Source organism: Nocardioides sp. SRI_004 (assembly GCF_057586415.1).
Genome location: NZ_JBYCZV010000004.1, coordinates 41,952 through 62,836, shown reverse-complemented (window position 1 = coordinate 62,836; position 20,885 = coordinate 41,952). Strand labels below are relative to the sequence as shown.

The following is a 20,885-nucleotide window of genomic DNA, read 5'->3' as shown; positions in this document are numbered from 1 at the left end:
GCCCATGGGCAACCCTGTGATCGTCGACGCCGTCCGCACTCCCCTGGGCAAGCGGAAGGGCTGGCTGGCCGGCCTCCACCCGTCCCAGACGCTGGGCTTCATCCAGGCCGAGGTGCTCCGCCGCGCCGGTGTCGACCCCGCGCTGGTCGAGCAGGTCATCGGCGGCATCGTCACCCAGGCGGGCGAGCAGTCCAACGACGCCGTACGCCGCGCATGGCTCTACGCCGGCCTGCCGATCGCGACCGCCGGCACGGCGCTCGACGCCCAGTGCGGCTCGGGCCAGCAGTCCACCCACCTGGTCAACGACATGGTCGCCGCGGGCACGATCGACGTCGGCATCGCCTGCGGCGTCGAGATGATGTCGCGCATCCCGCTCGGCGCCAACGTGCCGCCCGGCATGGGCGACCCGCGCCCCGCCGACTGGTCGATCGACATGCCCAACCAGTTCGAGGCGGCCGACCGGATCGCGCGCAACCGCGGCATCTCGCGCGCCGACCTCGAAGTGCTCGGCCTCGCCTCGCAGGCCAAGGCCCGTGTCGCCGTCGACGAGGGCCGCTTCAAGCGCGAGATCGCCGCCATCGAGGCGCCGGTGCTCGACGACGAGGGCAACCCGACCGGCGAGACCCGTCTCGTCGACACCGACCAGGGCCTGCGCGACACGACGGCGGAGGGACTCGCGTCGCTGCGCAGCGTGCTGCCCGACGGCCTGCACACCGCCGGCACCTCGTCGCAGATCTCCGACGGCGCCGCGGCGCTGCTGATCATGGACGAGGACAAGGCGCGGGCTCTCGGCCTCACCCCGCGTGCCCGGATCAAGGCCCAGTGCCTCGTCGGCTCCGACCCGTACTACCACCTCGACGGGCCGATCGACGCCACCCAGCGGCTCCTCGACCGGACCGGCATGGCGATCAGCGACTTCGACATCTTCGAGGTCAACGAGGCGTTCGCGTCCGTCGTACTCTCCTGGGCCGGCGTCCACGGCGTCGACCTGGACAAGGTCAACGTCAACGGCGGTGCGATCGCGCTCGGCCACCCGGTCGGCGCCACCGGCGTCCGGCTGATCACGACCGCGCTGCACGAGCTGGAGCGGCGCGACGCCTCGACCGCCCTGATCTCGATGTGCGCGGGCGGGGCGATGGCGACTGGCACGATCATCGAGCGCATCTAGGGGCTCACGGCCGGCAGAGGGTCTTGCCGTGACGCCGCGTCACGGCAAGACTCCTGCGCTATGGGCTCCCGTCACCATGTCGTCGTCGTCGGCTCCGGCTTCGGCGGTCTCTTCGCCACCAAGGCGCTCAAGCACGCCGACGTCGACGTCACGCTCATCTCGAAGACGACCCACCACCTGTTCCAGCCGCTGCTGTACCAGGTGGCGACGGGCATCCTGGCCCAGGGCGAGATCGCGCCGCCGACCCGCGAGGTGCTGGCGCGCCAGGCCAACGCCCGGGTCGTCCTCGGCGAGGTGAGCGCGCTCGACCTCGAGGCGCGCACGATCACGTCCGACATCCAGGGTCGCGTGCACCAGCTCTCCTACGACTCCCTGGTGGTCGCTGCCGGCGCCGGCCAGTCGTACTTCGGCAACGACCACTTCGCCGACTTCGCCCCCGGCATGAAGACGATCGACGACGCGCTGGAGCTTCGCGGCCGGATCTTCGGCGCCTTCGAGCTGGCCGAGCTCGCCGAGACGAAGGAGGAGCTGGCGCGCTACCTGACCTTCGTCGTCGTCGGCGCCGGCCCGACCGGCGTCGAGATGGCCGGCCAGATCGCCGAGCTCGCCCACAAGACGCTGCGCCACGACTTCCGCAGCTTCGACCCCCGCCAGGCGCGGGTGGTCATGGTCGACGCGGCGCCGCAGGTGCTCCCGCCCTTCGGCGCCAAGCTCGGCGCGGTCGCCCAGCGCTCGCTGGAGAAGCGAGGCGTCGAGGTGCTGCTCGGCGGCATCGTGACGAGCGTCGACCAGTTGGGCATCGAGCTGCAGCACAAGGACGGCACGACCACCCGGATCGAGGCCGCCACCAAGGTCTGGGCCGCGGGCGTCCAGGCCTCCCCGCTGGGCAGGCTCCTCGCCGAGCAGACCGGTGCCCAGCTCGACCGCGCCGGCCGGGTAGCCGTCAACCCCGATCTGACGCTGCCGGGCTACCCCGAGGTCTTCGTGATCGGCGACATGATGGCCCTCGACAACCTCCCGGGCGTCGCGCAGGTCGCGATCCAGGGCGGCAAGTACGCCGCGCGGACGATCACCCGTCGCGTCGAGCAGAAGGCTCCGCCGGCGCCCTTCAAGTACTTCGACAAGGGCTCGATGGCGACCATCTCGAGGTTCAGCGCCGTCGCGCTCGTCGGCAGGCTGCGCCTCAGCGGCTTGCTGGCCTGGTTGATGTGGCTGGTGATCCACCTGCTGTACCTGACCGGCTTCAAGAACCGCTTCAGCGCCCTGCTGCACTGGCTGGTGACCTTCGTGAGCAACAGCCGCTCCGAGCGCACCGCGACGGCGCAGCAGATCTATGCCCGACTGGCCATCGGCCGGCTCGAGGGAGGTACGGCGTCCGTCGCCTCCTCCCCCGCGCACTGGAACGAGCTGCGTGCCGAGCTCGAGGCCCGGGCGGCCGAGGAGACCCGCCTCACCGACAGCGGCGAACGCGGCGCCCGGGTGGACGCCGGCTGACCGACCTGCCGCTCAGGCGCCGTACACGGGCTCGGGAGTGGGCGCCTCGGCGAGCAGCTCGCGCAGGGCGGGGCCGACCTTCTCGGCCTCCCAGCGGCCGCCGGCGTCCCGGGACGGACCGTGCGACCAGGCGTTCTCGACGGTCACGACGGAGCCGTCGACCTCGATCACCCGTCCGGTGACGTCGCCGGCCTCCTCCGACGCGAGCCAGGCGACGATCGGCGAGTTGTCCTCGGGCAGCGCCATCGCGGAGGTGTCGAACGCCCCCTCGGTCATCCGCGTCTTGGCGACCGGGGCGATCGCGTTGACAGTGACGCCGACGCGTCCCAGCTCGGCAGCGGCGACGAGGGTCATCGTGGCGATGCCGCCCTTCGCGGCGGAGTAGACGACCTGGCCGATGGAGCCCTGGAGCCCGGCGCCCGACGTCGTGTTGATGACGCGCGCCGCCCGCTGGCGGCCCTCCTTCGACTCGGCGCGCCAGTAGGCCGCGGCGTGGCGCAGCGTGGCGAAGTGGCCCTTGAGGTGCACCCGCACGACCGCGTCGAACTCGTCCTCGGTCGCGTTGACGAGCATCCGGTCGCGGACGAATCCGGCGTTGTTGACGAGGATGTCGAGGCCGCCGAAGGTGTCGACGGCCTGCTGCACCAGGGCGGCGGCCTGCTCGAAGTCGGCGACATCGGCACCGTTGACCACGGCCTCGCCCCCCATCGCCTCGATCTCGGCGACGACCTCGTGCGCCGGCGAGTCGGTCTTCTCGCCGTTGTTGGAGACGCCGTAGTCGTTGACGACGACCTTGGCCCCGTGGCGGGCCAGCTCCAGGGCGTGGGCCCGGCCGATCCCCCGGCCTGCGCCGGTGACGATCGCGACGCGGCCTTCGAGAAGCTTGCTCACTGGGACTCTCCTTGGTTGCTCTTGCTGTTCTGGGTGCTCTGGGTGCTCTGGGCGATGTAGAGGAAGACGGGCTGCTCGCCGCCGCCGTGGCAGGCGACCCGCGCCCCCGAGACGTACGACGCCAGGTCGCTCGCGAGGAAGGCGACGACCTGTCCGATCTCGGCGACATCGGCCATCCGCCCCGCGGGGATGGTGGCCTCGATCGCGGCGACGGTCTCGTCGCCCCCGTAGTGGTCGGCGGTGTCGGCCGTGCGGACGAGGCCGACGTCGATCGCGTTCACCCGCACCCGGGGGCCCCACTCCTGGGCCAGCGAGGTGGTCAGCGAGTCGACACCGGCCTTCGCGGCGCCGTACGCGGCCGTCCCCGGAGAGGGGCGCACGCCCGACACCGAGGAGATGTTCACGATCGAGCCGCCGCCGGGCTGTTCCTGCATGACCCGGTTGGCGGCCTGGCTGACGAGCAGCGACGACATCAGGTTGAGCCCGACGATCTTGTCGTGGAACCGCGGCGACGCGGTCGCGGCCGGTGCGAAGGGAGCGCCGCCGGCGTTGTTGACCACGACGTCGAGCCGGCCGTGGTCGGCGACGATCCCGCTCACCAGGACCTCGACGGACTCGGCGTCGCGGACGTCGCACAGCCGGTGCGTCGCGCCCGCGGGCGGCTCGGCCTCGGAGCGGCCGCAGGTCACCACGGTCGCGCCGGCGGCCAGCAGGACCTCCGTGATGCCGCGGCCGATGCCGCGGGCACCACCGGTCACCAGCGCGACGCGCCCGGTCAGGTCCAAGGTGAGAGCCATGGCGGGAGCATACCAAGCAAATGCTTGGTAGGGTGCCTCCATGCCCATCACCAGCGAGCTCCGTGACGACGGGATCCGCCTCGTCACCATGAGCGCTCCCCCGGTCAACGCCCTCACCGTGCAGGGCTGGTTCGACGTGGCCGCGGCCCTCGACGAGGCCAGCGCGGACCTGGCGACGAAGGTCGTCGTGCTGCGCGCCGAGGGCAAGGGCTTCAACGCCGGCGTCGACATCAAGGAGATGCAGAACACGACCGGGTTCGACGCGCTCCTCGGCGCCAACAAGGGCTGCTTCGCCGCGTTCAAGGCCGTGTACGAGTGCTCCGTCCCGGTGATCGCGGCCGTCAACGGCTTCTGCGTCGGTGGCGGCGTCGGGCTGGTCGGCAACGCGGACTGCGTCGTGGCGAGCGACGACGCCTACTTCGGCGTACCCGAGGTCAACCAGGGCGCCCTCGGTGCCGCGACCCACATGGCGCGACTGGTGCCCCAACACATGATGCGGACCCTCTACTTCACCGCCCGCACGATCCCGGCGAAGGACCTCGTGCAGTTCGGCTCGGTGCTCGAGGTGGTGCCCCGTGACGAGCTCGACGAGGCGGCGCTGCGGGTCGCCCGCGACATCGCCGCCAAGGACACGCGCGTCATCCGCGCGGCCAAGGAGGCGCTCAACGGGATCGACCCGGTCAACGTCAACAAGTCCTACCGCTGGGAGCAGGGGTTCACCTTCGAGCTGAACCTGATGGGCGTCAGCGACGAGCTCCGCGACGAGTTCGCCGGAACCGACAAGGGGAGCAACAAGTGAGCAGCCGCAAGCCCCGCGACAAGCAGATGACGATCGACGAGGTCGTCGCGTCGCTCGAGGACGGGATGACGATCGGCATCGGCGGCTGGGGCCCGCGGCGCAAGCCGATGGCGCTGGTCCGCGCGATCCTCCGCTCCGACCTGAAGGACCTGACCATCGTCAGCTGGGGCGGCGCCGACGTCGGCCTGCTCGCCCGCGCGGGCAAGATCCGCAGGCTGGTCTACGCCTTCGTCAGCCTCGACTCCATCCCCCTCGAGCCGAACTTCCAGCGAGCGCGCCAGACCGCGTCCATCCCCGAGGTCGTCGAGCTCGACGAGGGCATGTTCCAGACCGGCCTCAAGGCCGCGGCCGAGCGGCTGCCCTTCCTGCCGATGCGCGCCGGCCTCGGCTCCGACGTGCTGGTCAACAACCCGTGGATCAAGACCGTCACCAGCCCGTACGACGACGGGGCCGGCCACGAGGAGCTCGTCGCCGTGCCCGCGCTGAGGCTCGACGTGGCGCTGGTCCACCTCAACCGCGCCGACGTGCACGGCAACGCCACCTATCTCGGCCCCGACCCCTACTTCGACGACCTGTTCGCGATGGCCGCGGACCGCACCTACCTGTCGGTCGAGCAGATCGTCGACACCGCCGGCCTCACCGTCGACACCCCCGTCCAGCGGGTGCTGCTCAACCGGATGATGGTCACCGGCGTGGTCGAGACCCCCAACGGTGCGCACTTCACCAACTGCGTCCCCGACTACGAGCGCGACGAGCGCTTCCAGAAGGCCTACGCCGCCGCCGCGGGCGGGTCCGACGAGGACTGGGCCGCGTTCGAGGAGCGGTTCCTGTCCGGCGACGAGGCCGCCTACCAGGCCGCGGTCCAGGCGTTTGCAGAGGAGAGCAGCAAGTGAGCACCGACAGCCCCGCCAACGAGCAGATCACCCGGGCGGACGTCTGCGCCGCCGCCATCGCCGACGCGTTCGCCGACGACGGCGAGATCTTCGGCAGCCCGATGGGGATGCTCCCCATGCTCGGCGTCCGGCTCGCCAAGCTCACCAGCAACCCCGACCTGGTGATCTCCGACGGCGAGTCGCTCTTCCTCTCCGGCGTCCCGCCGCTGTTCGCCAAGGGCGACGTGGTCGAGGGCTGGATCCCCTTCCGCCGCGTGTTCGACGTCGTCGCCTACGGCAAGCGCCACGTGATGATGGGTGCCACGCAGGTCGACCGCCACGGCAACCAGAACATCTCCGCCATCGGCCCCTTCTCCCAGCCGAAGCGCCAGCTGCTCGGCTCGCGCGGGGCGCCCGGCAACACCGTGAACAACCGGACGTCGTACTGGGTCCCGAAGCACTCGCCCCGCGTCTTCGTCGAGCAGGTCGACATCGTCTCCGGGGTCGGCCCGAAGCGGGCCAGGGAGGCGGGTCCCGGCGCCGCCCGCTACAACGACATCCACCGGATCGTCAGCAACCTCGGTGTCTTCGACGTCAAGGGCGCCGACGACACGGTGCGGCTGCTGTCGGTGCACCCGGGCGTGAGCGTCGACGAGGTCGTCGAGGCCACCGGCTTCGCCCTCGACCTCCCCGCCGACCGCTCCGAGGTGCCCACGACCCGCGAGCCGTCGTACGAGGAGCTCGTGATCATCCGCGAGATGCTCGATCCCAAGGGCCTGCGCTTCCGCGAGGTCCCCGAGCCGGAGGCCGCGAAGTGATCGGGCAGCAGCTCCGCACGCCGTTCACCGACCTCGTCGGCGTCCCGCACCCCGTCGTCCAGACCGGCATGGGCTGGGTCTCCGGTCCGCGCCTGGTCTCCGGCACCGCCAACGCCGACGGCCTCGGCATCCTGGCCTCCGCGACGATGACCTTCGCGGAGCTCGAGAAGGCGATCATCGAGACCAAGGGCCGCACCGACAAGCCGTTCGGCGTCAACCTGCGCGCCGACGCGAGCGACGCCGCCGACCGCTGCCAGCTGCTCATCGACCACGGCGTCAAGGTCGCCTCCTTCGCGCTGGCCCCCAAGCCGGAGCTGATCGCCAAGCTGAAGGAGCACGACATCGTCGTGATGCCGTCGATCGGCGCGGCGAAGCACGCGAAGAAGGTCGCCTCGTGGGGCGCGGACGCCGTGATGGTCCAAGGCGGCGAGGGAGGCGGCCACACCGGCCCCATCCCCACCACCCTGCTGCTGCCGACCGTGCTCGACGCCGTCGACATCCCGGTCATCGCGGCCGGCGGGTTCTTCGACGGGCGCGGCCTCGCGGCCGCCCTGTCGTACGGCGCCGCCGGCGTCGGCATGGGCACCCGCTTCCTGCTCACCCAGGACTCCGCCGTGCCCGACGCGGTCAAGCAGCTCTACCTCGACCGCGGCCTCACCGACACCGTCGTCACCGCCAAGGTCGACGGCATGCCGCACCGCATGCTGCGCACCGATCTCGTCGAGTCCCTGGAGGAGACCTCCGCCGTCCGGCGCCTCGGCCCGACGGCCCGCCGCACGCTGGAGTTCAAGAGGTCGTCCGGGATGTCGTGGACCGCGCTCCTCAAGGACGGCCGGGCCATGAAGAAGGCGCAGGGCCGCACGCTCGGGCAGATGGCCCTCGCCGCCAACACGCCGACCATGCTCCGCGCCGGCCTCGTCGAGGGCGACACCTCCGCGGGCGTGCTCGCGAGCGGCCAGGTCGTCGGCGTCATCGACGACCTGCCGACCTGCGAGGAGCTGGTCGACCGGATCGTCGTCCAGGCTGCCGCGGAGCTGAAGCGCGCGTCGTCGTACGTCGTGTGAGGCTGCGCCTTGCGGCCGGCGCTCAGCTCTCGGGGCCGAGCACCTCGCCGCACCCGCAGGCGGCCTGGATCGCCGGAGCCAGGTCGACATTCGAGCCGGTCGTCTTGACGTAGGCCTCGCCCGGGATGTGGAACACGGCCCGCCCGACCAGGTCGTCGGTGGCCGCGGCGAAGTTGTCGGCGTAGTTGTCGGCACCGACGACGTAGTCGAAGCGCGGGATCCCCGCGCAGACGAATCGGACGTACTCCCCGTCGGCCGACGAGCCGATGCTCTTGTCCTCCGTCTCACCGGTCTCGCAGGAGGTCCGGTCACCGTCGGAGGTGCTGGCCAGCCAGAGCGCCTTCACCTCCTCGTACGACGGCAGCTCGCCCGCGGCACCCGGATCGGCGGCGCCGGTGTCGTCGCTCGACCCGGCAGGGGGCGAGGTGGGATCCGACGTGGCATCGGAAGCCCCCTGGCTCGTGGTCTCCGAGGTGGGATCCTCCGCGGCGTCGCCGTCATCGGAGCCGCAGGCCGCCGAGGCCAGGAGGAAGAGGACGGTGACGCTGGTCGTGGCAAGACGTCGCACGGGAGGTCCTTCCGAGGGGGTGGCAGGAGGCTAGCGCGCCGCCCGGGTCGTCCGTGGCGCTTTGCCGGCAACCCAGGCGCCGCCTGTGTCGGCCCCCTCCCCTAGGGTCACCCGGGTGATCCACCGATGAGCAAGCTCGATGCAGTGCGCGCGATGCGCGAGGCCCGCTACGCCGAGGCGCAGACGCGCGCGGGGGCGGCGAGGCCCGCACCCCGACGGGCCCCCGGGCCTGCCTCGAAGCCCAGCACCCCGCCGGCTCCCGAGCCGACGGCGAGCGACGAGGAGCTGTGCGGCCACCGCAACATCGGCGGCCGCACCTGCACCCGCGAGCGCGGGCACGCGGCGAAGACCCACCGCTACGGCTGATCGAGCGGGCGCTGGTAGGCCCACTCGCGGCCCATCACCCGGTAGCCGAGGACCTCGTTGACCCCGATCATGTGGTCGTTGGACTCGGCGTTCCACGTGTCGATGAGCTGGAGCTGCGGCTCCTCGGCCGCGAGCCAGCGCAGCATGTCGGTCTTGAGGAGGAGGCCGAGGCGGTGGCCGCGGTGGGCGCGCGTGACCGAGGTGTCGTGCTGGTGGCCCCGCTCGGGGTGGTCGATCTCGACGGCGACGACCGTCTGCGCCGCGAGGTCGCCGGTCGGCAGGTGCCGGGCGACCAGGCGGTGGAGCCGCTCGCGGCGTCCTGCTGCGGCCACCTCGTAGGCCCGCATCCGGGCGCCGGTGAAGACCTCGTCCTCGTAGTCGAGGTCGTCGAGCGGGGCGTCGTTGATCGCGGCGGCCATCTCGGCCAACGCGTCGAGCCGGTCGTCCGGCGTCGGGACCGGCCACTTCTCGATCACGTAGTCGGCGCCGTGCGGGAGCGCGGCGTCGTAGCGCCGGGTCAGCTCGGCCCAGTCGACGTCGGCGAGGACCTGCCGACGGTTGATCGACGCCAGCTTGCGCTCGAACCCGTGGTGCGTGGCGAACGCGTGGCCGGCCTCGGTGTCCCACGCGTCGGCGACGATGCTCGTGCGGCCGAGACCACGCGCCCCCTCGAGCAGGTGGGCCAGCATCGTCGTACCGTGCCCGCGGCGACGGTGCGCCGGATGCACCTCCACGTGGATGAAGGCCAGGTCGAGGTTGTCGTACTCGCTCGTGGCCAGCGAGCCCCACGCCACCGCCTCCCCGTCGCTGGTGCCGAGGTACGGCGTCTCCGGCTCACCGTCCCAGCCGTGCTCGAAGCGGTCGGCGCCCTGGCGTGCCGTGGTGGGGTGCGACCACGGCGCGTCGACCGCGGCTGCGGCGTTGACCAGGTCGGCCCACTGCTCGAGCTCGGCGACGTCGTCGGGCCGGAAGGGCTTGATGTCCATACCGGCCAGCATGCGACGCCGGAGGGCCGCTCGCCACTGGATATCCTTGGGCGGTGAACCAGCAGTCCCCCGCGCGCCGGCGCCACCTGATGGACCCGAACGCGCCCCGCAAGGCTCCTGACCCGAAGGACCTCGAGCGGCTGCAGCGGGTGCAGCGCCGGGTCATGTCGGTGCTGCTGGTCACCACGGTCCTGCACCTCTCCGTCGGCCTGGTGATCGCGGCCGACCACGTCGACGAGGACCGCCTCGACGCGCGCATCGGGCTGAACGTCATCGCGACCGCGTTCATGGTCGGCGGCATCGCCGCCACGCTGCTGATCAACCACAGGTCGTGGAAGTCGCCGTGGCTGCTGCTCGGCCTGCTGCCCGGCATCGTCGGCATCTGGTGGACGGTGCTCTGAGCCGGCCCGGCAGGCCCGGTCAGTCGACCAGCTCGACCTCGTAGAGGTCGTCGACCCCGTCCCCGACGGAGAACGCCCATCCCACGGGCAGCGCGAGCCGGGCCAGGATGTCCGGGTGCGCCCGTGACGCCTCCTGCACCGTCACGATGTCGAAGCCGACCGTCTGGGTCACGGCCTCGAAGTCGTCGCCGCGGAAGAAGACCCACCCGGTGTCCCGTCGCTCGGGGGCCGGCTCGAACCGGGCCCCCTGCAGCACCCCGGGCCCACCGGGCACGTCGCGCGCCAGCAGGGCGAGCCCGAACGGCGACGGTGGCTCGGCGCGGACACCCGCGCGGTCGCAGATCGCCTGCTGATCGCTTCGAATGCGCGGGCGGGCGCCCGGGTCGACGGGCGTGGCGGAACCCGCCGGTCGCTCGTCCTGCGCCGCCATGCGCTCGGCGAAGGCGAGGTGCTCGGCCAGCTCGGGGCGCACGTCCCCCGTGGCGATCAGGTGGGTCAGGGGCAGGCTCAGCGGATCGAGCACCTCCAGGCTGGTGTGGGTGGCGTAGGGCTGGTTGTCGAGCAGGCACGCGACCCGATCCCCCTGCCGCCCCGTGACGACCGCCCACATCCGCTCGACATGCGTCACGAGCACCGGCGCACCCGAGGGGTCGTAGGGCGCGAGGCCGTCGCGCGAGAAGTCCGCGATGTCGACCAGCCGGAACATGGCGCGCACGAGACTGCCCGGCTGCAGCCGGTCCAGGTCGTCGGCGCTGGGCAGCTCGAAGGTGTCCGGGTGCTCGGCGGCCGTGGGGCGGGGATCCACGAGCTCCCACCCGCCGCGCGCCAACAGCTCCCCGAGATCCGCGTCCATGCACCCATCGAACCACGCCGCTCAGGTCGCGCCTCCGGGTGCCGACGGGAACGGCATGTCGACCTCGCGCCCGGCCACGACCGCAGCAGAGGTGCACCCGGCGCTGCTGCAGGCCGTCGCGCTGACGCTGCGTCCCACCGTGGGCGAGCCGGTGGACGTCGAGACCAGAGTCCTCGACGTCGAGCCGTACGGCGAGAGCGGCACCGCGCTGGTCGTGGCCTGCCCGGACGGGCTCGATCCCGACGAGCACCACTTCGACGCCAGCGTCACCTGGACCTATCCCCTCGGCCGGATGGTCTGCCCGGTCAGCACCCGGCCGGCCCAGCGCCACTACGGCCGGGTCTGGCTGCTGCGCCCGTCCGCCGCGCCCACGCGGCTCCAGCAGCGCACCTTCTTCCGCGCCCGGCTGGCGGTCCCGGTCGCCCTGACCTGGCCGCTCCCCACCGACGAGGCTGCGGACGACGAGGCGGACGAGCACGCCACTGCGCCGACCAGCCTGCTCGGGGTCGCGGTCGACCTCAGCGAGGGCGGTGTGCTGGCCGCGACGCAGGGCCCGGTCCCCGATCCCGGCACGCGGGTCGAGGCGACCATCCGCATCGACGGCGACAACCTCGCCCAGCCGGCCCGGGTGGTCCGCCACGTCCGGTTCGCCGGCGGCGGCGTGGGCGTCGCGGTCTCGTTCGCCGACCCGACCGTCCACGGCGACCGGATCCGGCGTGCCGTTTTCGAGACCGAGCGCCGGCGCCGCCGGCCGCGCTGAGCGGCCAGGCGGCTCAGGCGGCGTGGCGGTGGTGGGTCAGCTCGGCGACCCCGCCGGCGAGGCGTCGTACACCGTGCTCGTCGGTGGAGCCGCGCGACCAGAGCGCGGCGATCGAGCGGCCGGCGAGATAGCCGATGGCATACGTCCCGAGGACGACCAGCGGGATCTGCTCCGCGCGTCGGTGGTTCATGACGTCCCCCTCTCCCCGTGTCCGGTCCCATCGGCAGGACCGGGGCCGAGGTGAAGGAGACGGCCCGCGTCAGCCCAGGCGCTCGATGATGGTGACGTTGGCCTGGCCGCCGCCCTCGCACATCGTCTGCAGGCCGTAGCGACCGCCGGTGCGCTCGAGTTCGTTGAGCATCGTGGTCATCAGGCGGGTGCCGGTGGCCCCGATCGGGTGACCCAGCGCGATGCCGCCGCCGTTGACGTTGACCTTCTCGTGCGGCGCGCCGGTCTCCTTCATCCACGCCAGCGCGACGGACGCGAACGCCTCGTTGCACTCGAAGAGGTCGATGTCGTCGATCGCGATGCCGGACTTCTGCACGGCGTGCTTGGTCGCGTTGATCGGACCGGTGAGCATCCAGACCGGGTCGTCGCCGCGGACGGACAGGTGGACGATCCGGGCCCGGGGCGTCAGCCCGTGGTCCTTCACGGCCTGCTCGGAGGCGATGAGCATCGCGGAGGACGCGTCGCAGATCTGCGAGGCGACGCCGGCCGTGATCCGACCCCCCGGAGCCAGCGGCTCGAGTCCGGCCATCTTCTCGAGCGAGGTCTCGCGCGGGCACTGGTCGGTGTCGAAGACGGTGCCGTCCTCGAGGGTGAGCGGGATGATCTCGTTGGCGAAGCGTCCCTCGGCGATCGCGGTCCGGGCCCGCTCGTGCGAGGCGAGCGCGAACCGCTCCATCTCCTCGCGGGAGATGTCCCACTTCTCGGCGATCATCTCGGCCGAGCGGAACTGGCTGACCTCCTGGTCGCCGTACCGCTTGAGCCAGCCGGGTGACTCGGCGAAGGGGGTGGAGAAGCCGTACTGCTGGCCGACGAGCATCGCGGCCGAGATCGGGATGGCGCTCATGTTCTGCACGCCACCCGCGACGACGAGGTCCTGGGTGCCGGACAGGACGCCCTGCGCGGCGAAGTGGACGGCCTGCTGGGACGAGCCGCACTGACGGTCGATCGTCACGCCCGGCACGTGGTCCGGGAGGCCGGCCACGAGCCACGCCGTACGGGCGATGTCGCCGGCCTGCGAGCCGATGGTGTCGCAGCAGCCGAGGATCACGTCGTCGACCGCGCCCGCGTCGACGCCGGTGCGCTCGACGAGCGCTGCCAGCGAGTGCGCGGCCAGGTCGGCGGAGTGGACGCCGGCGAGCGCGCCACCGCGCTTGCCGACCGCGGTGCGGACCGCGTCGACGATGTAGGCCTCAGGCATTGCTAATCCCATCTAGGAGAATCCGGACGTACTGGTCGGCGACGGTCGTGTGGCTCAGGCCGCGGCCGGGGCGGTACCACCGGACGGCGACCCACACGGTGTCGCGGATGAAGCGGTAGGTCAGCGTGACGTCGAGGTCGGGGCGCAGCACGCCCGTGCGCACGCCCTCCTCGATCAGCGTCACCCACACCTGCCGGGACTGGGTGTTGCGGTCGGCGAGGTAGCCGAACCGCTCGAAGGTGCCGAGGTGGTCGGCGTCGTTCTGGAAGATCGCCACCTCGTGCGGGTGCTGGTCGATCGCCTCGAAGGAGACCCGGACGGCCCGCTCCAGCTTGGTCCGGGCGTCGTCGCCGCTGGCGAGGATCTCGTCGTACTTGCCGAAGAGCTCCTCCTGGAAGGGCACGAGCAGCTCGTCGACCATCGACTCCTTGGAGTCGAAGTGGTGGTAGAGGCTGCCGGAGAGGATGCCCGCGGCGTCGGCGATGTCGCGCACCGTCGTGTTGCGGAAGCCCTTCTCCGCGAAGAGCTCCGCGGCGATCGCGAGCAGCTGCTCGCGCCGCGTCGGCGTGCCGTTGGACTCAGGCGTGCTGGCTGCTGACACTGATCACCTCACCGGTCAGGTACGACGAGTAGTCGCTCGCGAGGAAAACCATCACGTTGGCAACCTCCCACGGCGCAGCCGCGCGACCAAAGGCCTCCCGCTGCTTGAGCTCCACCAGCAGCTCGGGCGAGGTCACCTTCTCGAGGAAGGGGTGCATCGCCAGGCTCGGGGAGACCGCGTTGACGCGGATGCCGTGCGGGGCCAGGTCGAGGGCGGAGCAGCGGGTCAGCGCCATCACACCGGCCTTGGCGGCGGCGTAGTGGGCCTGACCCTCCTGGGCGCGCCAGCCGATGACGGAGGCGTTGTTGACGATGACGCCCTTCTTGCCGGCGGCCACGAAGCGCTGGCCGACCGCCCGGGTGGCGCGCATGGTGCCGGTGAGGGTGATGTCGATGACGCGGTTCCAGGTCTCGTCGGTGACCTCGAGGATCGAGTCGGTGCCGCCCAGGCCGGCGTTGTTGACCATGACGTCGACGCCGCCGAACTCCTCGGCCGCGTCGAGGAGGGCCTGGATGTCCTCCTCCTTCGTCACGTTGCAGACGAGCTGGCGGACCCGGTCGGCGCCGAACTCGGCGGCCAGCGCCTCCTCGGCCTCTGCGAGGCGGCGCTCGTGGGTGTCACTGAAGACGACCGCCTTCGCGCCCTCCTCCAGCGCCCGTCGTACGACGGCGGCGCCGATGCCGGCACCGGCGGCAGCCGTCACGACGACGACCTTGCCGGCCAGCAGGTCGTGCCCGGGGACGTAGTCGGGGGTGGGCTGCTCGGGACGGAGCTGGGTCATCAGGATCCCTTCGGTTCGCGGGGAAGGCCGAGCACGCGCTCGGCGAGGATGTTCTTCTGCACCTCGTCGCTGCCGCCGTAGAGGGTGTCGGCGCGCGAGAAGAGGAAGAGCCGCTGGTGGTCGTCGAGGTCGTACGACGCCGCGCTGGTGGGCCGCGCCAGCAGGCCCTCGGCCCCGGCGACGTCCATCGCCACCTCGCCGAGGGTGCGGTGCCAGTTGGCCCACGCCAGCTTGAAGATCGATCCCGCCCCGTTGCCGGCGGCCGAGTCCTGGCCGCCCTCGACGAGGGCGAGCGAGCGCAGTGCGAAGCTGCGGATGACGGCGAGCTCGGTCTTCATCCGGGCCAGCCGGTCGCGCACGACCGGGTCGTCGATGGAGCCGTTGGCCTTCGCCCGGTCGACGACCGTCGCCAGCTCGCGCGCGAAGCCCACGGTCTGGCCGAGGGTCGAGACACCGCGCTCGAAGCCGAGCAGGCCCATCGCGACGCCCCAGCCCTGCCCGGGCTCGCCGACGACGAGGTCGCCGGCGGTGCGGGCGCCGGTGAAGAAGACCTCGTTGAACTCCGAGCCGCTGGTGAGCTGCTCGATCGGGCGGACCTCGACGCCGTCCTGGTCGAGCGGCACGAGGAGGAAGGACAGGCCGTGGTGCCGGGTCGACCCGGGCTCCGTGCGGGCGACGACGAAGCACCAGTCGGAGAGGTGCGCGAGCGAGGTCCACACCTTCTGGCCGTCGATGACCCACTCGCCGGTCGACTCGTCGCGGCGGGCGCGGGTCTGCACGTTGGCCAGGTCGGAGCCGGCGTCCGGCTCGGAGTAGCCCTGCGCCCACAGCTCGCGCACGGCGACGATCTCGGGCAGGAAGCGCTTCCTCTGCTCCTCGGTGCCGAACGCGATGAGCGTCGGGCCCAGCAGCTGCTCGCCGAGGTGGTTGACGCCGGCGGGCGCGTCGGAGCGGGCGTACTCCTCGTGGAAGATCACCTGCTGCCACAGCGACAGCCCACGGCCGCCGTGCTCGGTCGGCCAGCCGACGGCGGTCCAGCCGTGCTCGGCGAGGTGGCGGTTCCACGCGAGGCGCTCGTCGTGCGCCTCGTGCTCGCGACCGGGGCCGCCGAGGCCGCGCAGCGCGGCCCACTCACCCGTCAGGTGGTCGGCGAGCCACGTGCGCACCTCCTCGCGGAAGGCGCGGTCGGCTGCACTCTCGGTCAGGTCCACATCGGAAGCATACCAAGCAAATGCTTGGTAGGGTGTGGCCATGGACACGATTCCCGCCGTCCTGCGCGCTGCAGCGGAGGAGCACGGCGACCGCCCCGCCTACGTCGACGGCGACCGCGTCGTCTCGTTCACCGGGATGCTCGAGCTCGTGCGCCGTACGGCGGCCGGCTACCGCTCCCGCGGCTTCGCCCCCGGGGAGCGCGCCGCGATCTGGGCGCCCAACAGCATCGACTGGGTCGTCGCGGCGCTGGCCGTCTCCTACGCCGGCGGCACCCTGGTCCCGCTGAACTCGCGCTACACCGGCCACGAGGCCGCCGACATCGTCGAGCGCGCGGGCGCGACGCTGGTCGTCGTGGCCGACGGCTTCCTCGGCCGCCACCAGATCGACGAGCTGCGCGCGGCCGCCGACCTCGCGGGCGTGCGCGACCTCGTCGACATCGCCACGCTGGCCGACCTGGCCACCGAGCCGGGCGACATCGACGAGGTGGCCGCCGCGGTGGCGCCCGACGACGTCGCCGACATCCTGTTCACGTCCGGCACGACCGGACGGCCCAAGGGCGCGATGAGCGCGCACCGGCAGACCGTCGGCGTGGCACGGACCTGGGGCGAGCTCGGTGGCGTCACCGCCGACGACCGCTACCTCGTGGTCAACCCGTTCTTCCACTCGTTCGGCTACAAGGTCGGCATCGTCACCGGCCTGACCACCGGCGCCACGCTCTACCCGCTCGCGACCTTCGACCTCGAGCGGACGATGGAGCTGATCGAGACCGAGCGGATCAGCGTGCTCCCCGGAGCGCCGGCGATCTACCAGTCGCTGCTGACCGCGCCGGGCCGCGCCGACCGCGACCTCTCCAGCCTCCGCCTCGCCGTCACGGGTGCGGCCGTCGTACCCGTCGTGCTGATCGAGCGGATGCGTGAGGAGCTGGGGATCGACCAGGTCGTCACCGCGTTCGGGATGACCGAGGCCGTCGTGGTCACGATGGCGCGCGAGGGCGACGACGCCGAGCTGGTCGCGACCACCTGCGGGCGGGCCATCCCCCGCATGGAGACCCGCATCGACGCGGAGGCGCCCGGCGAGTCGGGCGAGCTGCTGGTGCGCGGCGACTTCGTCATGCTCGGCTACCTCGACGACCCCGCCGCCACGGCCGAGGCGATCGACGCCGACGGCTGGCTGCACACCGGCGACGTCGGCGTCCTCGACGAGGCCGGCAACCTGCGCATCACCGACCGCCTCAAGGACATGTACATCTCCGGCGGGTTCAACGTCTATCCCGCCGAGGTCGAGCAGGCCCTGATGCGGATGGACGGCGTCGACGACGTCGCCGTGGTCGGCGTCCCCGACGAGCGGATGGGCGAGGTCGGCAAGGCGTACGTCGTCGGCCGGGCCTCCGGCGAGGACGTGATCGCCTTCGCGAAGGAGCGGCTCGCGAACTTCAAGGTGCCGCGCTTCGTCGAGACGGTCGACGCGCTGCCGCGGAACCTGTCCGGCAAGGTGCTCAAGACCGAGTTGAGGAAGAACTGATGGACCTGGACCTGTCCCCCTCCGAGCTGGCCTTCCAGGCCGAGGCGCGCGCCTGGCTGGCGGAGAACGTGCCGGCCGAGCCCCTGCCGTCGCTCGACACCCCCGAGGGCTTCGAGCTGCACCGCCAGTGGGAGGCCAAGCTGTCGGCTGCTCGCTGGCCGGTCGTCTCGTGGCCGGAGGAGTACCACGGCCGCGGCGCGTCGCTGGTCGAGTGGATCATCTTCGAGGAGGAGTACTACCGCGCCGGCGCACCGCTCCGGGTCGGCCAGAACGGCATCTTCCTGCTCTCCCCCATCCTCTTCGAGCACGGCACGAAGGAGCAGCAGGACCGCTTCCTCCCGTCGATGGCGACCGGCGAGAAGGTCTGGGCCCAGTGCTGGAGCGAGCCCGAGGCCGGCTCCGACCTGGCCTCGTTGAAGTCGACCGCCCGTCGTGACGACGAGCGCGGTGGCTGGGTGCTCAACGGCCAGAAGATCTGGTGCTCGCGCGCCGCGCTCGCCCACTGGGGCTTCGGGCTGTTCCGCAGCGACCCGGAGGCGCAGAAGCACGCCGGGTTGACCTACTTCCTCTTCCCGCTCGACGCCGAGGGCGTGACGGTGCGCCCCATCGCGCAGCTCGACGGCGAGGCCGGCTTCGCGGAGGTCTTCTTCGACGACGTGTTCGTGCCCGACGCCGACGTGCTCGGCGCGCCCGGCGACGGATGGCGGGTCGCGATGAGCACCGCCGGCAACGAGCGTGGCCTGTCGCTGCGCTCCCCCGGCCGGTTCACCGCCGCCGCCGACCGCCTGCTCGCCCTGTACGCCGACCGGCCGGACCCGCGCGTCGCGGACCGGGTCGTCGACGCCTGGATCGGCGCCGAGGCCTACCGCCTCTACACCTGGGGCACCGTGTCGAGGCTCAAGGACGGTGGCGACATCGGCGCCGCCGGCTCGGTCAACAAGGTCTGGTGGAGCGAGCTCGACGTGGCGCTCCACGAGACGGCCCTCGACCTGCTCGGCGCCGACGCCGAGCTCGAGTCGACCTGGCTCGACGGCTACACCTTCTCGCTCTCCGGCCCGATCTACGCCGGCACCAACGAGATCCAGCGCAACATCGTGGCCGAGCGCATCCTCGGCCTCCCCCGCGAGCCGAAGGGAGCCCAGAAGTGAGGTTCGAGCTCACCACCGACCAGCGGGACTTCGCGGCATCGCTGGAGTCCCTGCTCTCCGCGGCCGACACCGTCGCGGCGGCCCGCGCCTGGGCGGCCGGCGACCACGACCCCGGGCTCAAGCTGTGGCAGCGCCTGGCCGAGCAGGGCGTGACCGAGCTCGCCACCGAGGCCACCCCGGTCGAGGTCGTCGTCGCCTTCGAGGCGCTCGGACGGCACGCCGTGCCCGGGCCGTGGGTCGAGTCGGCGGCGTACCTGCCGGTGGCGCTGGGCCGCGAGGTCGAGGGCATCGGCACCGTGGGCGCGCCGCGGGCCCTCGACGCCGACGTCGCCGACGAGCTGTACGCCGTCGTGGACGGTGCGCTGCACACGGCGACCGCCGGAGCGGCGCACGTCTCGGTCGACCGCGCGCGGCACCTGTTCGACGTCACGGTGGGCGACCCCGTCGAGCACGGCGACCTCGCCGCGGCGTACGACCTGGCCGCCCTGGCCACCGCCGCCCAGCTCCTGGGCGCCGGCGAGCGGGTGCTGGCCGACGCGGTCACCTACGTGAAGCAGCGCAGGCAGTTCGGCCGCGAGATCGGCTCCTACCAGGCGATCAAGCACAAGCTCGCCGACGTGCGGATCGCCCTCGACTTCGCGCGCCCGCTGGTCTTCGGTGCCGCCCTGGTGCCGACGGGCTCGATCACCGAGAGGGAGCGCGCGGTGTCGGCGGCCAAGGTCGCCTGTGCGGACGCGGCGTACCTCGCCTCCCGCACGGGCCTGCAGGTGCACGGCGCGATCGGCTACACCCAGGAGTTCGACCTGAGCGTGTGGATCACGAAGATCCGCGCGCTCGTCACCGCGTGGGGCACCCCGGCCGAGCACCGAGCCCGGATCCTCGACTCGCTGGTGGGTGCCTGATGGACTTCGCACTCAGCGAGGAGCAGGCCGAGCTCGCGGCCACCGTGCGCAGCCTGCTCGAGAAGCGGGCCGACTCCGCCTCCGTCCGCGCCGCCTCCACGTCGGAGTCCGGTCACGACGAAGCGCTGTGGGCGACGCTGTGCGAGCAGATCGGGGTCGCGGCGCTCGCCGTCCCCGAGGAGTACGACGGCGTGGGGGCCAGCTTCTTCGAGACGGCCGTGGTCCTGGAGGAGCTCGGCCGCTCGCTCGCCCCGTCCCCGCTGCTCGCGACGACGATCGCGACCGAGGCCCTCCTGGCCGGCGGCACCGAGGACGCGAAGCAGCGCCTGCTCCCCCGCATCGCCGCCGGTGAGATCGCGACGCTCGTCACCGGCGCGGCGCCGGTGCTCGACGGCGACCGCGCCTCGATCGTGCTCGCGGTGATCGGCGACGAGCTCGTCGAGCTCGAGGGCGCGGTCCCGACCTGGACCGAGTCGATGGACCAGAGCATCCGCCTCGCGCGGCTGGACCTGACCGGTGCGAGCACCGTCCGGCTCGGCGACGGCACCAGCGCAGGGGCGCGGGCCGAGCTGGTCGCGGGCGCGTCAGTCGCGGCGCTCGCGGTCGGGCTCGCCGACCGGGCACTGCGGATGACGGTCGACTACAGCAAGGAGCGGGTCCAGTTCGGGCGCGCGATCGGCTCCTTCCAGGCGCTCAAGCACCGGATGGCCGAGGTGTTCGCCCGGACCGAGATGGCGCGCTCGGCGAGCTGGGCCGCGTCGTACGCACTGGCGGAGGGCGCCGACGACGCCGACTTCCTGACCCGGGCGGCGGCGTCGTACGCGATCGAGACGGCTCAGCTCGCGGCCAGCGAGTGCGTGCAGCTGCACGGCGGCATCGCGATCACCTGGGAGCACGACGCCCACCTGGTGTTCAAGCGCGCCCACGCCCTGGGGCAATTGTCCGGCGCACCGCACCGACACCGGGCAGCCGTGGCGCTCTGAGCGGGAGCCGACGGCCGCGGCGCCGGGCCGGCTCCGGGTCCTCGACCTCGGGCCGGACGACGTGGTCGAACGCGTCCTCGCCCTGCAACGCCGCCGCGATCGACGGCGCCGCCATCCGCACGACCTCGTCCACGGGGGCGGAGGCGAGCGGCTCGATCTTGAGCACGTAGCGGGTCATGGCGAGCCCGATCAGCTGCGACGCGACGAGCTCCGCCTTCATCGCCGACATGGCCCGGCGCTCCAGCACCGGCTGGAAGCGCGGGTTCAGCACCGCCTTGTTGATCCATCCGTAGAGGCGCGGCGCGCCCGGACCCATCCGCGTGGACTGGCGCACCATCTGCAGCATCCGCTGGCGGGTGCGCGGGTGCTCGCAGAGCAGCAGGAAGCGCCGCAGCAGGCGGATCGCGAAGTCTTCGGTGGGGTCGAGGCTGTGCATGGCCCCTCGATGGTGCCGCACAGGCCATCCCGATGGTC

General features: G+C 72.3%; 24 protein-coding genes. 13 read left to right on the top strand and 11 right to left on the bottom strand.

Annotated features, from left to right (window positions below; all coding sequences use genetic code 11):
* Nucleotides 1–4 precede the first annotated feature (4 nt).
* A complete protein-coding gene (locus tag AC2YHB_RS06175) occupies nt 5–1,168 on the top strand; it encodes a steroid 3-ketoacyl-CoA thiolase (RefSeq protein WP_179651481.1) in 1,164 nt (387 codons plus the stop codon).
* A gap of 60 nt (nt 1,169–1,228) precedes the next feature.
* Complete coding sequence (locus tag AC2YHB_RS06170; RefSeq protein WP_179651483.1) at nt 1,229–2,662, top strand: NAD(P)/FAD-dependent oxidoreductase; 1,434 nt, start codon at nt 1,229–1,231, stop codon at nt 2,660–2,662.
* Nucleotides 2,663–2,674: 12 nt separating this feature from the next.
* Here AC2YHB_RS06170 and AC2YHB_RS06165 read toward each other — a convergent pair whose 3' ends face one another.
* Together AC2YHB_RS06165 and AC2YHB_RS06160 are read right to left on the bottom strand one after the other, a co-directional pair.
* Nucleotides 2,675–3,553, bottom strand: a complete 879-nt coding sequence (locus AC2YHB_RS06165; RefSeq protein WP_179651485.1) for an SDR family oxidoreductase — start codon at nt 3,551–3,553, stop codon at nt 2,675–2,677.
* Complete coding sequence (locus tag AC2YHB_RS06160) at nt 3,550–4,350, bottom strand: SDR family oxidoreductase (RefSeq protein ID WP_179651487.1); 801 nt, start codon at nt 4,348–4,350, stop codon at nt 3,550–3,552. The genes AC2YHB_RS06165 and AC2YHB_RS06160 overlap by 4 nt, the downstream gene beginning before the upstream one ends.
* 40 nt (nt 4,351–4,390) lie before the next feature.
* Between AC2YHB_RS06160 and AC2YHB_RS06155 the strand changes: the two genes are divergently transcribed.
* The 4 genes from AC2YHB_RS06155 to AC2YHB_RS06140 are packed head-to-tail and all read left to right on the top strand — an operon-like array spanning nt 4,391 to nt 7,903.
* Nucleotides 4,391–5,149, top strand: a complete 759-nt coding sequence (locus AC2YHB_RS06155) for an enoyl-CoA hydratase family protein (RefSeq protein ID WP_179651489.1) — start codon at nt 4,391–4,393, stop codon at nt 5,147–5,149.
* Nucleotides 5,146–6,042 (top strand): CoA transferase subunit A, encoded by an 897-nt coding sequence (locus AC2YHB_RS06150; RefSeq protein WP_242530227.1) that lies wholly within the window; start codon nt 5,146–5,148, stop codon nt 6,040–6,042. Before AC2YHB_RS06155 ends, AC2YHB_RS06150 begins: the two co-directional genes overlap by 4 nt.
* Complete coding sequence (locus AC2YHB_RS06145; protein WP_036546051.1) at nt 6,039–6,839, top strand: CoA-transferase subunit beta; 801 nt, start codon at nt 6,039–6,041, stop codon at nt 6,837–6,839. Before AC2YHB_RS06150 ends, AC2YHB_RS06145 begins: the two co-directional genes overlap by 4 nt.
* Nucleotides 6,836–7,903, top strand: coding sequence for an NAD(P)H-dependent flavin oxidoreductase (locus tag AC2YHB_RS06140; RefSeq protein WP_179651491.1), 1,068 nt, complete (start codon nt 6,836–6,838; stop codon nt 7,901–7,903). The genes AC2YHB_RS06145 and AC2YHB_RS06140 overlap by 4 nt, the downstream gene beginning before the upstream one ends.
* Before the next feature lie 22 nt (nt 7,904–7,925).
* On the opposite strand, the gene AC2YHB_RS06135 is transcribed toward AC2YHB_RS06140, so the two are convergent.
* A complete protein-coding gene (locus tag AC2YHB_RS06135) occupies nt 7,926–8,471 on the bottom strand; it encodes a hypothetical protein (protein WP_487353671.1) in 546 nt (181 codons plus the stop codon).
* Nucleotides 8,472–8,597: 126 nt separating this feature from the next.
* Here AC2YHB_RS06135 and AC2YHB_RS06130 point away from each other — a divergent pair, with 126 nt between their 5' ends.
* Nucleotides 8,598–8,837 carry a hypothetical protein gene (locus AC2YHB_RS06130; protein WP_036546059.1) on the top strand — a complete coding sequence of 80 codons (240 nt, stop codon included), beginning with the start codon at nt 8,598–8,600 and terminating at the stop codon, nt 8,835–8,837.
* Here AC2YHB_RS06130 and AC2YHB_RS06125 read toward each other — a convergent pair.
* Entirely contained in the window at nt 8,828–9,823 is a 996-nt protein-coding gene (locus tag AC2YHB_RS06125; protein ID WP_487353670.1) for an N-acetyltransferase family protein, read from the bottom strand. The two genes, AC2YHB_RS06130 and AC2YHB_RS06125, sit on opposite strands and share 10 nt — an antisense overlap.
* A 53-nt stretch (nt 9,824–9,876) precedes the next feature.
* Here AC2YHB_RS06125 and AC2YHB_RS06120 point away from each other — a divergent pair, with 53 nt between their 5' ends.
* On the top strand, nt 9,877–10,224 hold the full coding sequence (locus AC2YHB_RS06120) for a hypothetical protein (protein WP_036546062.1): 348 nt from the start codon (nt 9,877–9,879) through the stop codon (nt 10,222–10,224).
* Nucleotides 10,225–10,243: 19 nt separating this feature from the next.
* On the opposite strand, the gene AC2YHB_RS06115 is transcribed toward AC2YHB_RS06120, so the two are convergent.
* Nucleotides 10,244–11,077, bottom strand: coding sequence for an immunity protein Imm33 domain-containing protein (locus tag AC2YHB_RS06115; protein ID WP_487353669.1), 834 nt, complete (start codon nt 11,075–11,077; stop codon nt 10,244–10,246).
* A gap of 55 nt (nt 11,078–11,132) precedes the next feature.
* Between AC2YHB_RS06115 and AC2YHB_RS06110 the strand changes: the two genes are divergently transcribed.
* A complete protein-coding gene (locus AC2YHB_RS06110; RefSeq protein WP_487353668.1) occupies nt 11,133–11,837 on the top strand; it encodes a PilZ domain-containing protein in 705 nt (234 codons plus the stop codon).
* Nucleotides 11,838–11,850: 13 nt separating this feature from the next.
* On the opposite strand, the gene AC2YHB_RS06105 is transcribed toward AC2YHB_RS06110, so the two are convergent.
* From AC2YHB_RS06105 to AC2YHB_RS06085, 5 genes are all read right to left on the bottom strand, one after another.
* Nucleotides 11,851–12,027 (bottom strand): hypothetical protein, encoded by a 177-nt coding sequence (locus AC2YHB_RS06105; RefSeq protein WP_179651498.1) that lies wholly within the window; start codon nt 12,025–12,027, stop codon nt 11,851–11,853.
* Nucleotides 12,028–12,096: 69 nt separating this feature from the next.
* A complete protein-coding gene (locus AC2YHB_RS06100; protein ID WP_179651499.1) occupies nt 12,097–13,263 on the bottom strand; it encodes an acetyl-CoA C-acetyltransferase in 1,167 nt (388 codons plus the stop codon).
* Complete coding sequence (locus AC2YHB_RS06095; protein WP_036546069.1) at nt 13,256–13,864, bottom strand: TetR/AcrR family transcriptional regulator; 609 nt, start codon at nt 13,862–13,864, stop codon at nt 13,256–13,258. Before AC2YHB_RS06095 ends, AC2YHB_RS06100 begins: the two co-directional genes overlap by 8 nt.
* Complete coding sequence (locus tag AC2YHB_RS06090) at nt 13,842–14,645, bottom strand: SDR family oxidoreductase (RefSeq protein ID WP_179651500.1); 804 nt, start codon at nt 14,643–14,645, stop codon at nt 13,842–13,844. The genes AC2YHB_RS06095 and AC2YHB_RS06090 overlap by 23 nt, the downstream gene beginning before the upstream one ends.
* The gene (locus AC2YHB_RS06085) at nt 14,645–15,856 is read right to left on the bottom strand and encodes an acyl-CoA dehydrogenase family protein (protein ID WP_308645687.1); all 1,212 of its coding nucleotides are present in this window, start codon (nt 15,854–15,856) and stop codon (nt 14,645–14,647) included. The genes AC2YHB_RS06090 and AC2YHB_RS06085 overlap by 1 nt, the downstream gene beginning before the upstream one ends.
* 40 nt (nt 15,857–15,896) lie before the next feature.
* Between AC2YHB_RS06085 and AC2YHB_RS06080 the strand changes: the two genes are divergently transcribed.
* Genes AC2YHB_RS06080 through AC2YHB_RS06065 form a run of 4 tightly spaced genes read left to right on the top strand, consistent with a single transcriptional unit; the run spans nt 15,897 to nt 20,411 of the window.
* Nucleotides 15,897–17,378 carry a FadD3 family acyl-CoA ligase gene (locus AC2YHB_RS06080; RefSeq protein WP_179651504.1) on the top strand — a complete coding sequence of 494 codons (1,482 nt, stop codon included), beginning with the start codon at nt 15,897–15,899 and terminating at the stop codon, nt 17,376–17,378.
* Nucleotides 17,378–18,526, top strand: a complete 1,149-nt coding sequence (locus AC2YHB_RS06075; protein WP_179651506.1) for an acyl-CoA dehydrogenase family protein — start codon at nt 17,378–17,380, stop codon at nt 18,524–18,526. The genes AC2YHB_RS06080 and AC2YHB_RS06075 overlap by 1 nt, the downstream gene beginning before the upstream one ends.
* Nucleotides 18,523–19,428 (top strand): acyl-CoA dehydrogenase family protein, encoded by a 906-nt coding sequence (locus tag AC2YHB_RS06070; protein ID WP_179651508.1) that lies wholly within the window; start codon nt 18,523–18,525, stop codon nt 19,426–19,428. Before AC2YHB_RS06075 ends, AC2YHB_RS06070 begins: the two co-directional genes overlap by 4 nt.
* On the top strand, nt 19,428–20,411 hold the full coding sequence (locus AC2YHB_RS06065; protein ID WP_179651510.1) for an acyl-CoA dehydrogenase family protein: 984 nt from the start codon (nt 19,428–19,430) through the stop codon (nt 20,409–20,411). Before AC2YHB_RS06070 ends, AC2YHB_RS06065 begins: the two co-directional genes overlap by 1 nt.
* On the opposite strand, the gene AC2YHB_RS06060 is transcribed toward AC2YHB_RS06065, so the two are convergent.
* Nucleotides 20,341–20,847, bottom strand: a complete 507-nt coding sequence (locus AC2YHB_RS06060; RefSeq protein WP_179651512.1) for a TetR/AcrR family transcriptional regulator — start codon at nt 20,845–20,847, stop codon at nt 20,341–20,343. The two genes, AC2YHB_RS06065 and AC2YHB_RS06060, sit on opposite strands and share 71 nt — an antisense overlap.
* Nucleotides 20,848–20,885: the final 38 nt, after the last annotated feature.

Excerpts from the sequence above, each read along its gene's own strand:
- AC2YHB_RS06060 (WP_179651512.1), bottom strand. The coding sequence starts at position 20,847 with ATGCACAGCCTCGACCCCACCGAAGACTTCGCGATCCGCCTGCTGCGG.
- AC2YHB_RS06130 (WP_036546059.1), top strand. The coding sequence starts at position 8,598 with ATGAGCAAGCTCGATGCAGTGCGCGCGATGCGCGAGGCCCGCTACGCC.
- AC2YHB_RS06125 (WP_487353670.1), bottom strand. The coding sequence starts at position 9,823 with ATGGACATCAAGCCCTTCCGGCCCGACGACGTCGCCGAGCTCGAGCAG.
- AC2YHB_RS06080 (WP_179651504.1), top strand. The coding sequence starts at position 15,897 with ATGGACACGATTCCCGCCGTCCTGCGCGCTGCAGCGGAGGAGCACGGC.
- AC2YHB_RS06065 (WP_179651510.1), top strand. The coding sequence starts at position 19,428 with ATGGACTTCGCACTCAGCGAGGAGCAGGCCGAGCTCGCGGCCACCGTG.
- AC2YHB_RS06090 (WP_179651500.1), bottom strand. The coding sequence starts at position 14,645 with ATGACCCAGCTCCGTCCCGAGCAGCCCACCCCCGACTACGTCCCCGGG.
- AC2YHB_RS06115 (WP_487353669.1), bottom strand. The coding sequence starts at position 11,077 with ATGGACGCGGATCTCGGGGAGCTGTTGGCGCGCGGCGGGTGGGAGCTC.
- AC2YHB_RS06110 (WP_487353668.1), top strand. The coding sequence starts at position 11,133 with ATGTCGACCTCGCGCCCGGCCACGACCGCAGCAGAGGTGCACCCGGCG.
- AC2YHB_RS06170 (WP_179651483.1), top strand. The coding sequence starts at position 1,229 with ATGGGCTCCCGTCACCATGTCGTCGTCGTCGGCTCCGGCTTCGGCGGT.
- AC2YHB_RS06075 (WP_179651506.1), top strand. The coding sequence starts at position 17,378 with ATGGACCTGGACCTGTCCCCCTCCGAGCTGGCCTTCCAGGCCGAGGCG.
- AC2YHB_RS06100 (WP_179651499.1), bottom strand. The coding sequence starts at position 13,263 with ATGCCTGAGGCCTACATCGTCGACGCGGTCCGCACCGCGGTCGGCAAG.
- AC2YHB_RS06160 (WP_179651487.1), bottom strand. The coding sequence starts at position 4,350 with ATGGCTCTCACCTTGGACCTGACCGGGCGCGTCGCGCTGGTGACCGGT.
- AC2YHB_RS06155 (WP_179651489.1), top strand. The coding sequence starts at position 4,391 with ATGCCCATCACCAGCGAGCTCCGTGACGACGGGATCCGCCTCGTCACC.
- AC2YHB_RS06175 (WP_179651481.1), top strand. The coding sequence starts at position 5 with ATGGGCAACCCTGTGATCGTCGACGCCGTCCGCACTCCCCTGGGCAAG.
- AC2YHB_RS06105 (WP_179651498.1), bottom strand. The coding sequence starts at position 12,027 with ATGAACCACCGACGCGCGGAGCAGATCCCGCTGGTCGTCCTCGGGACG.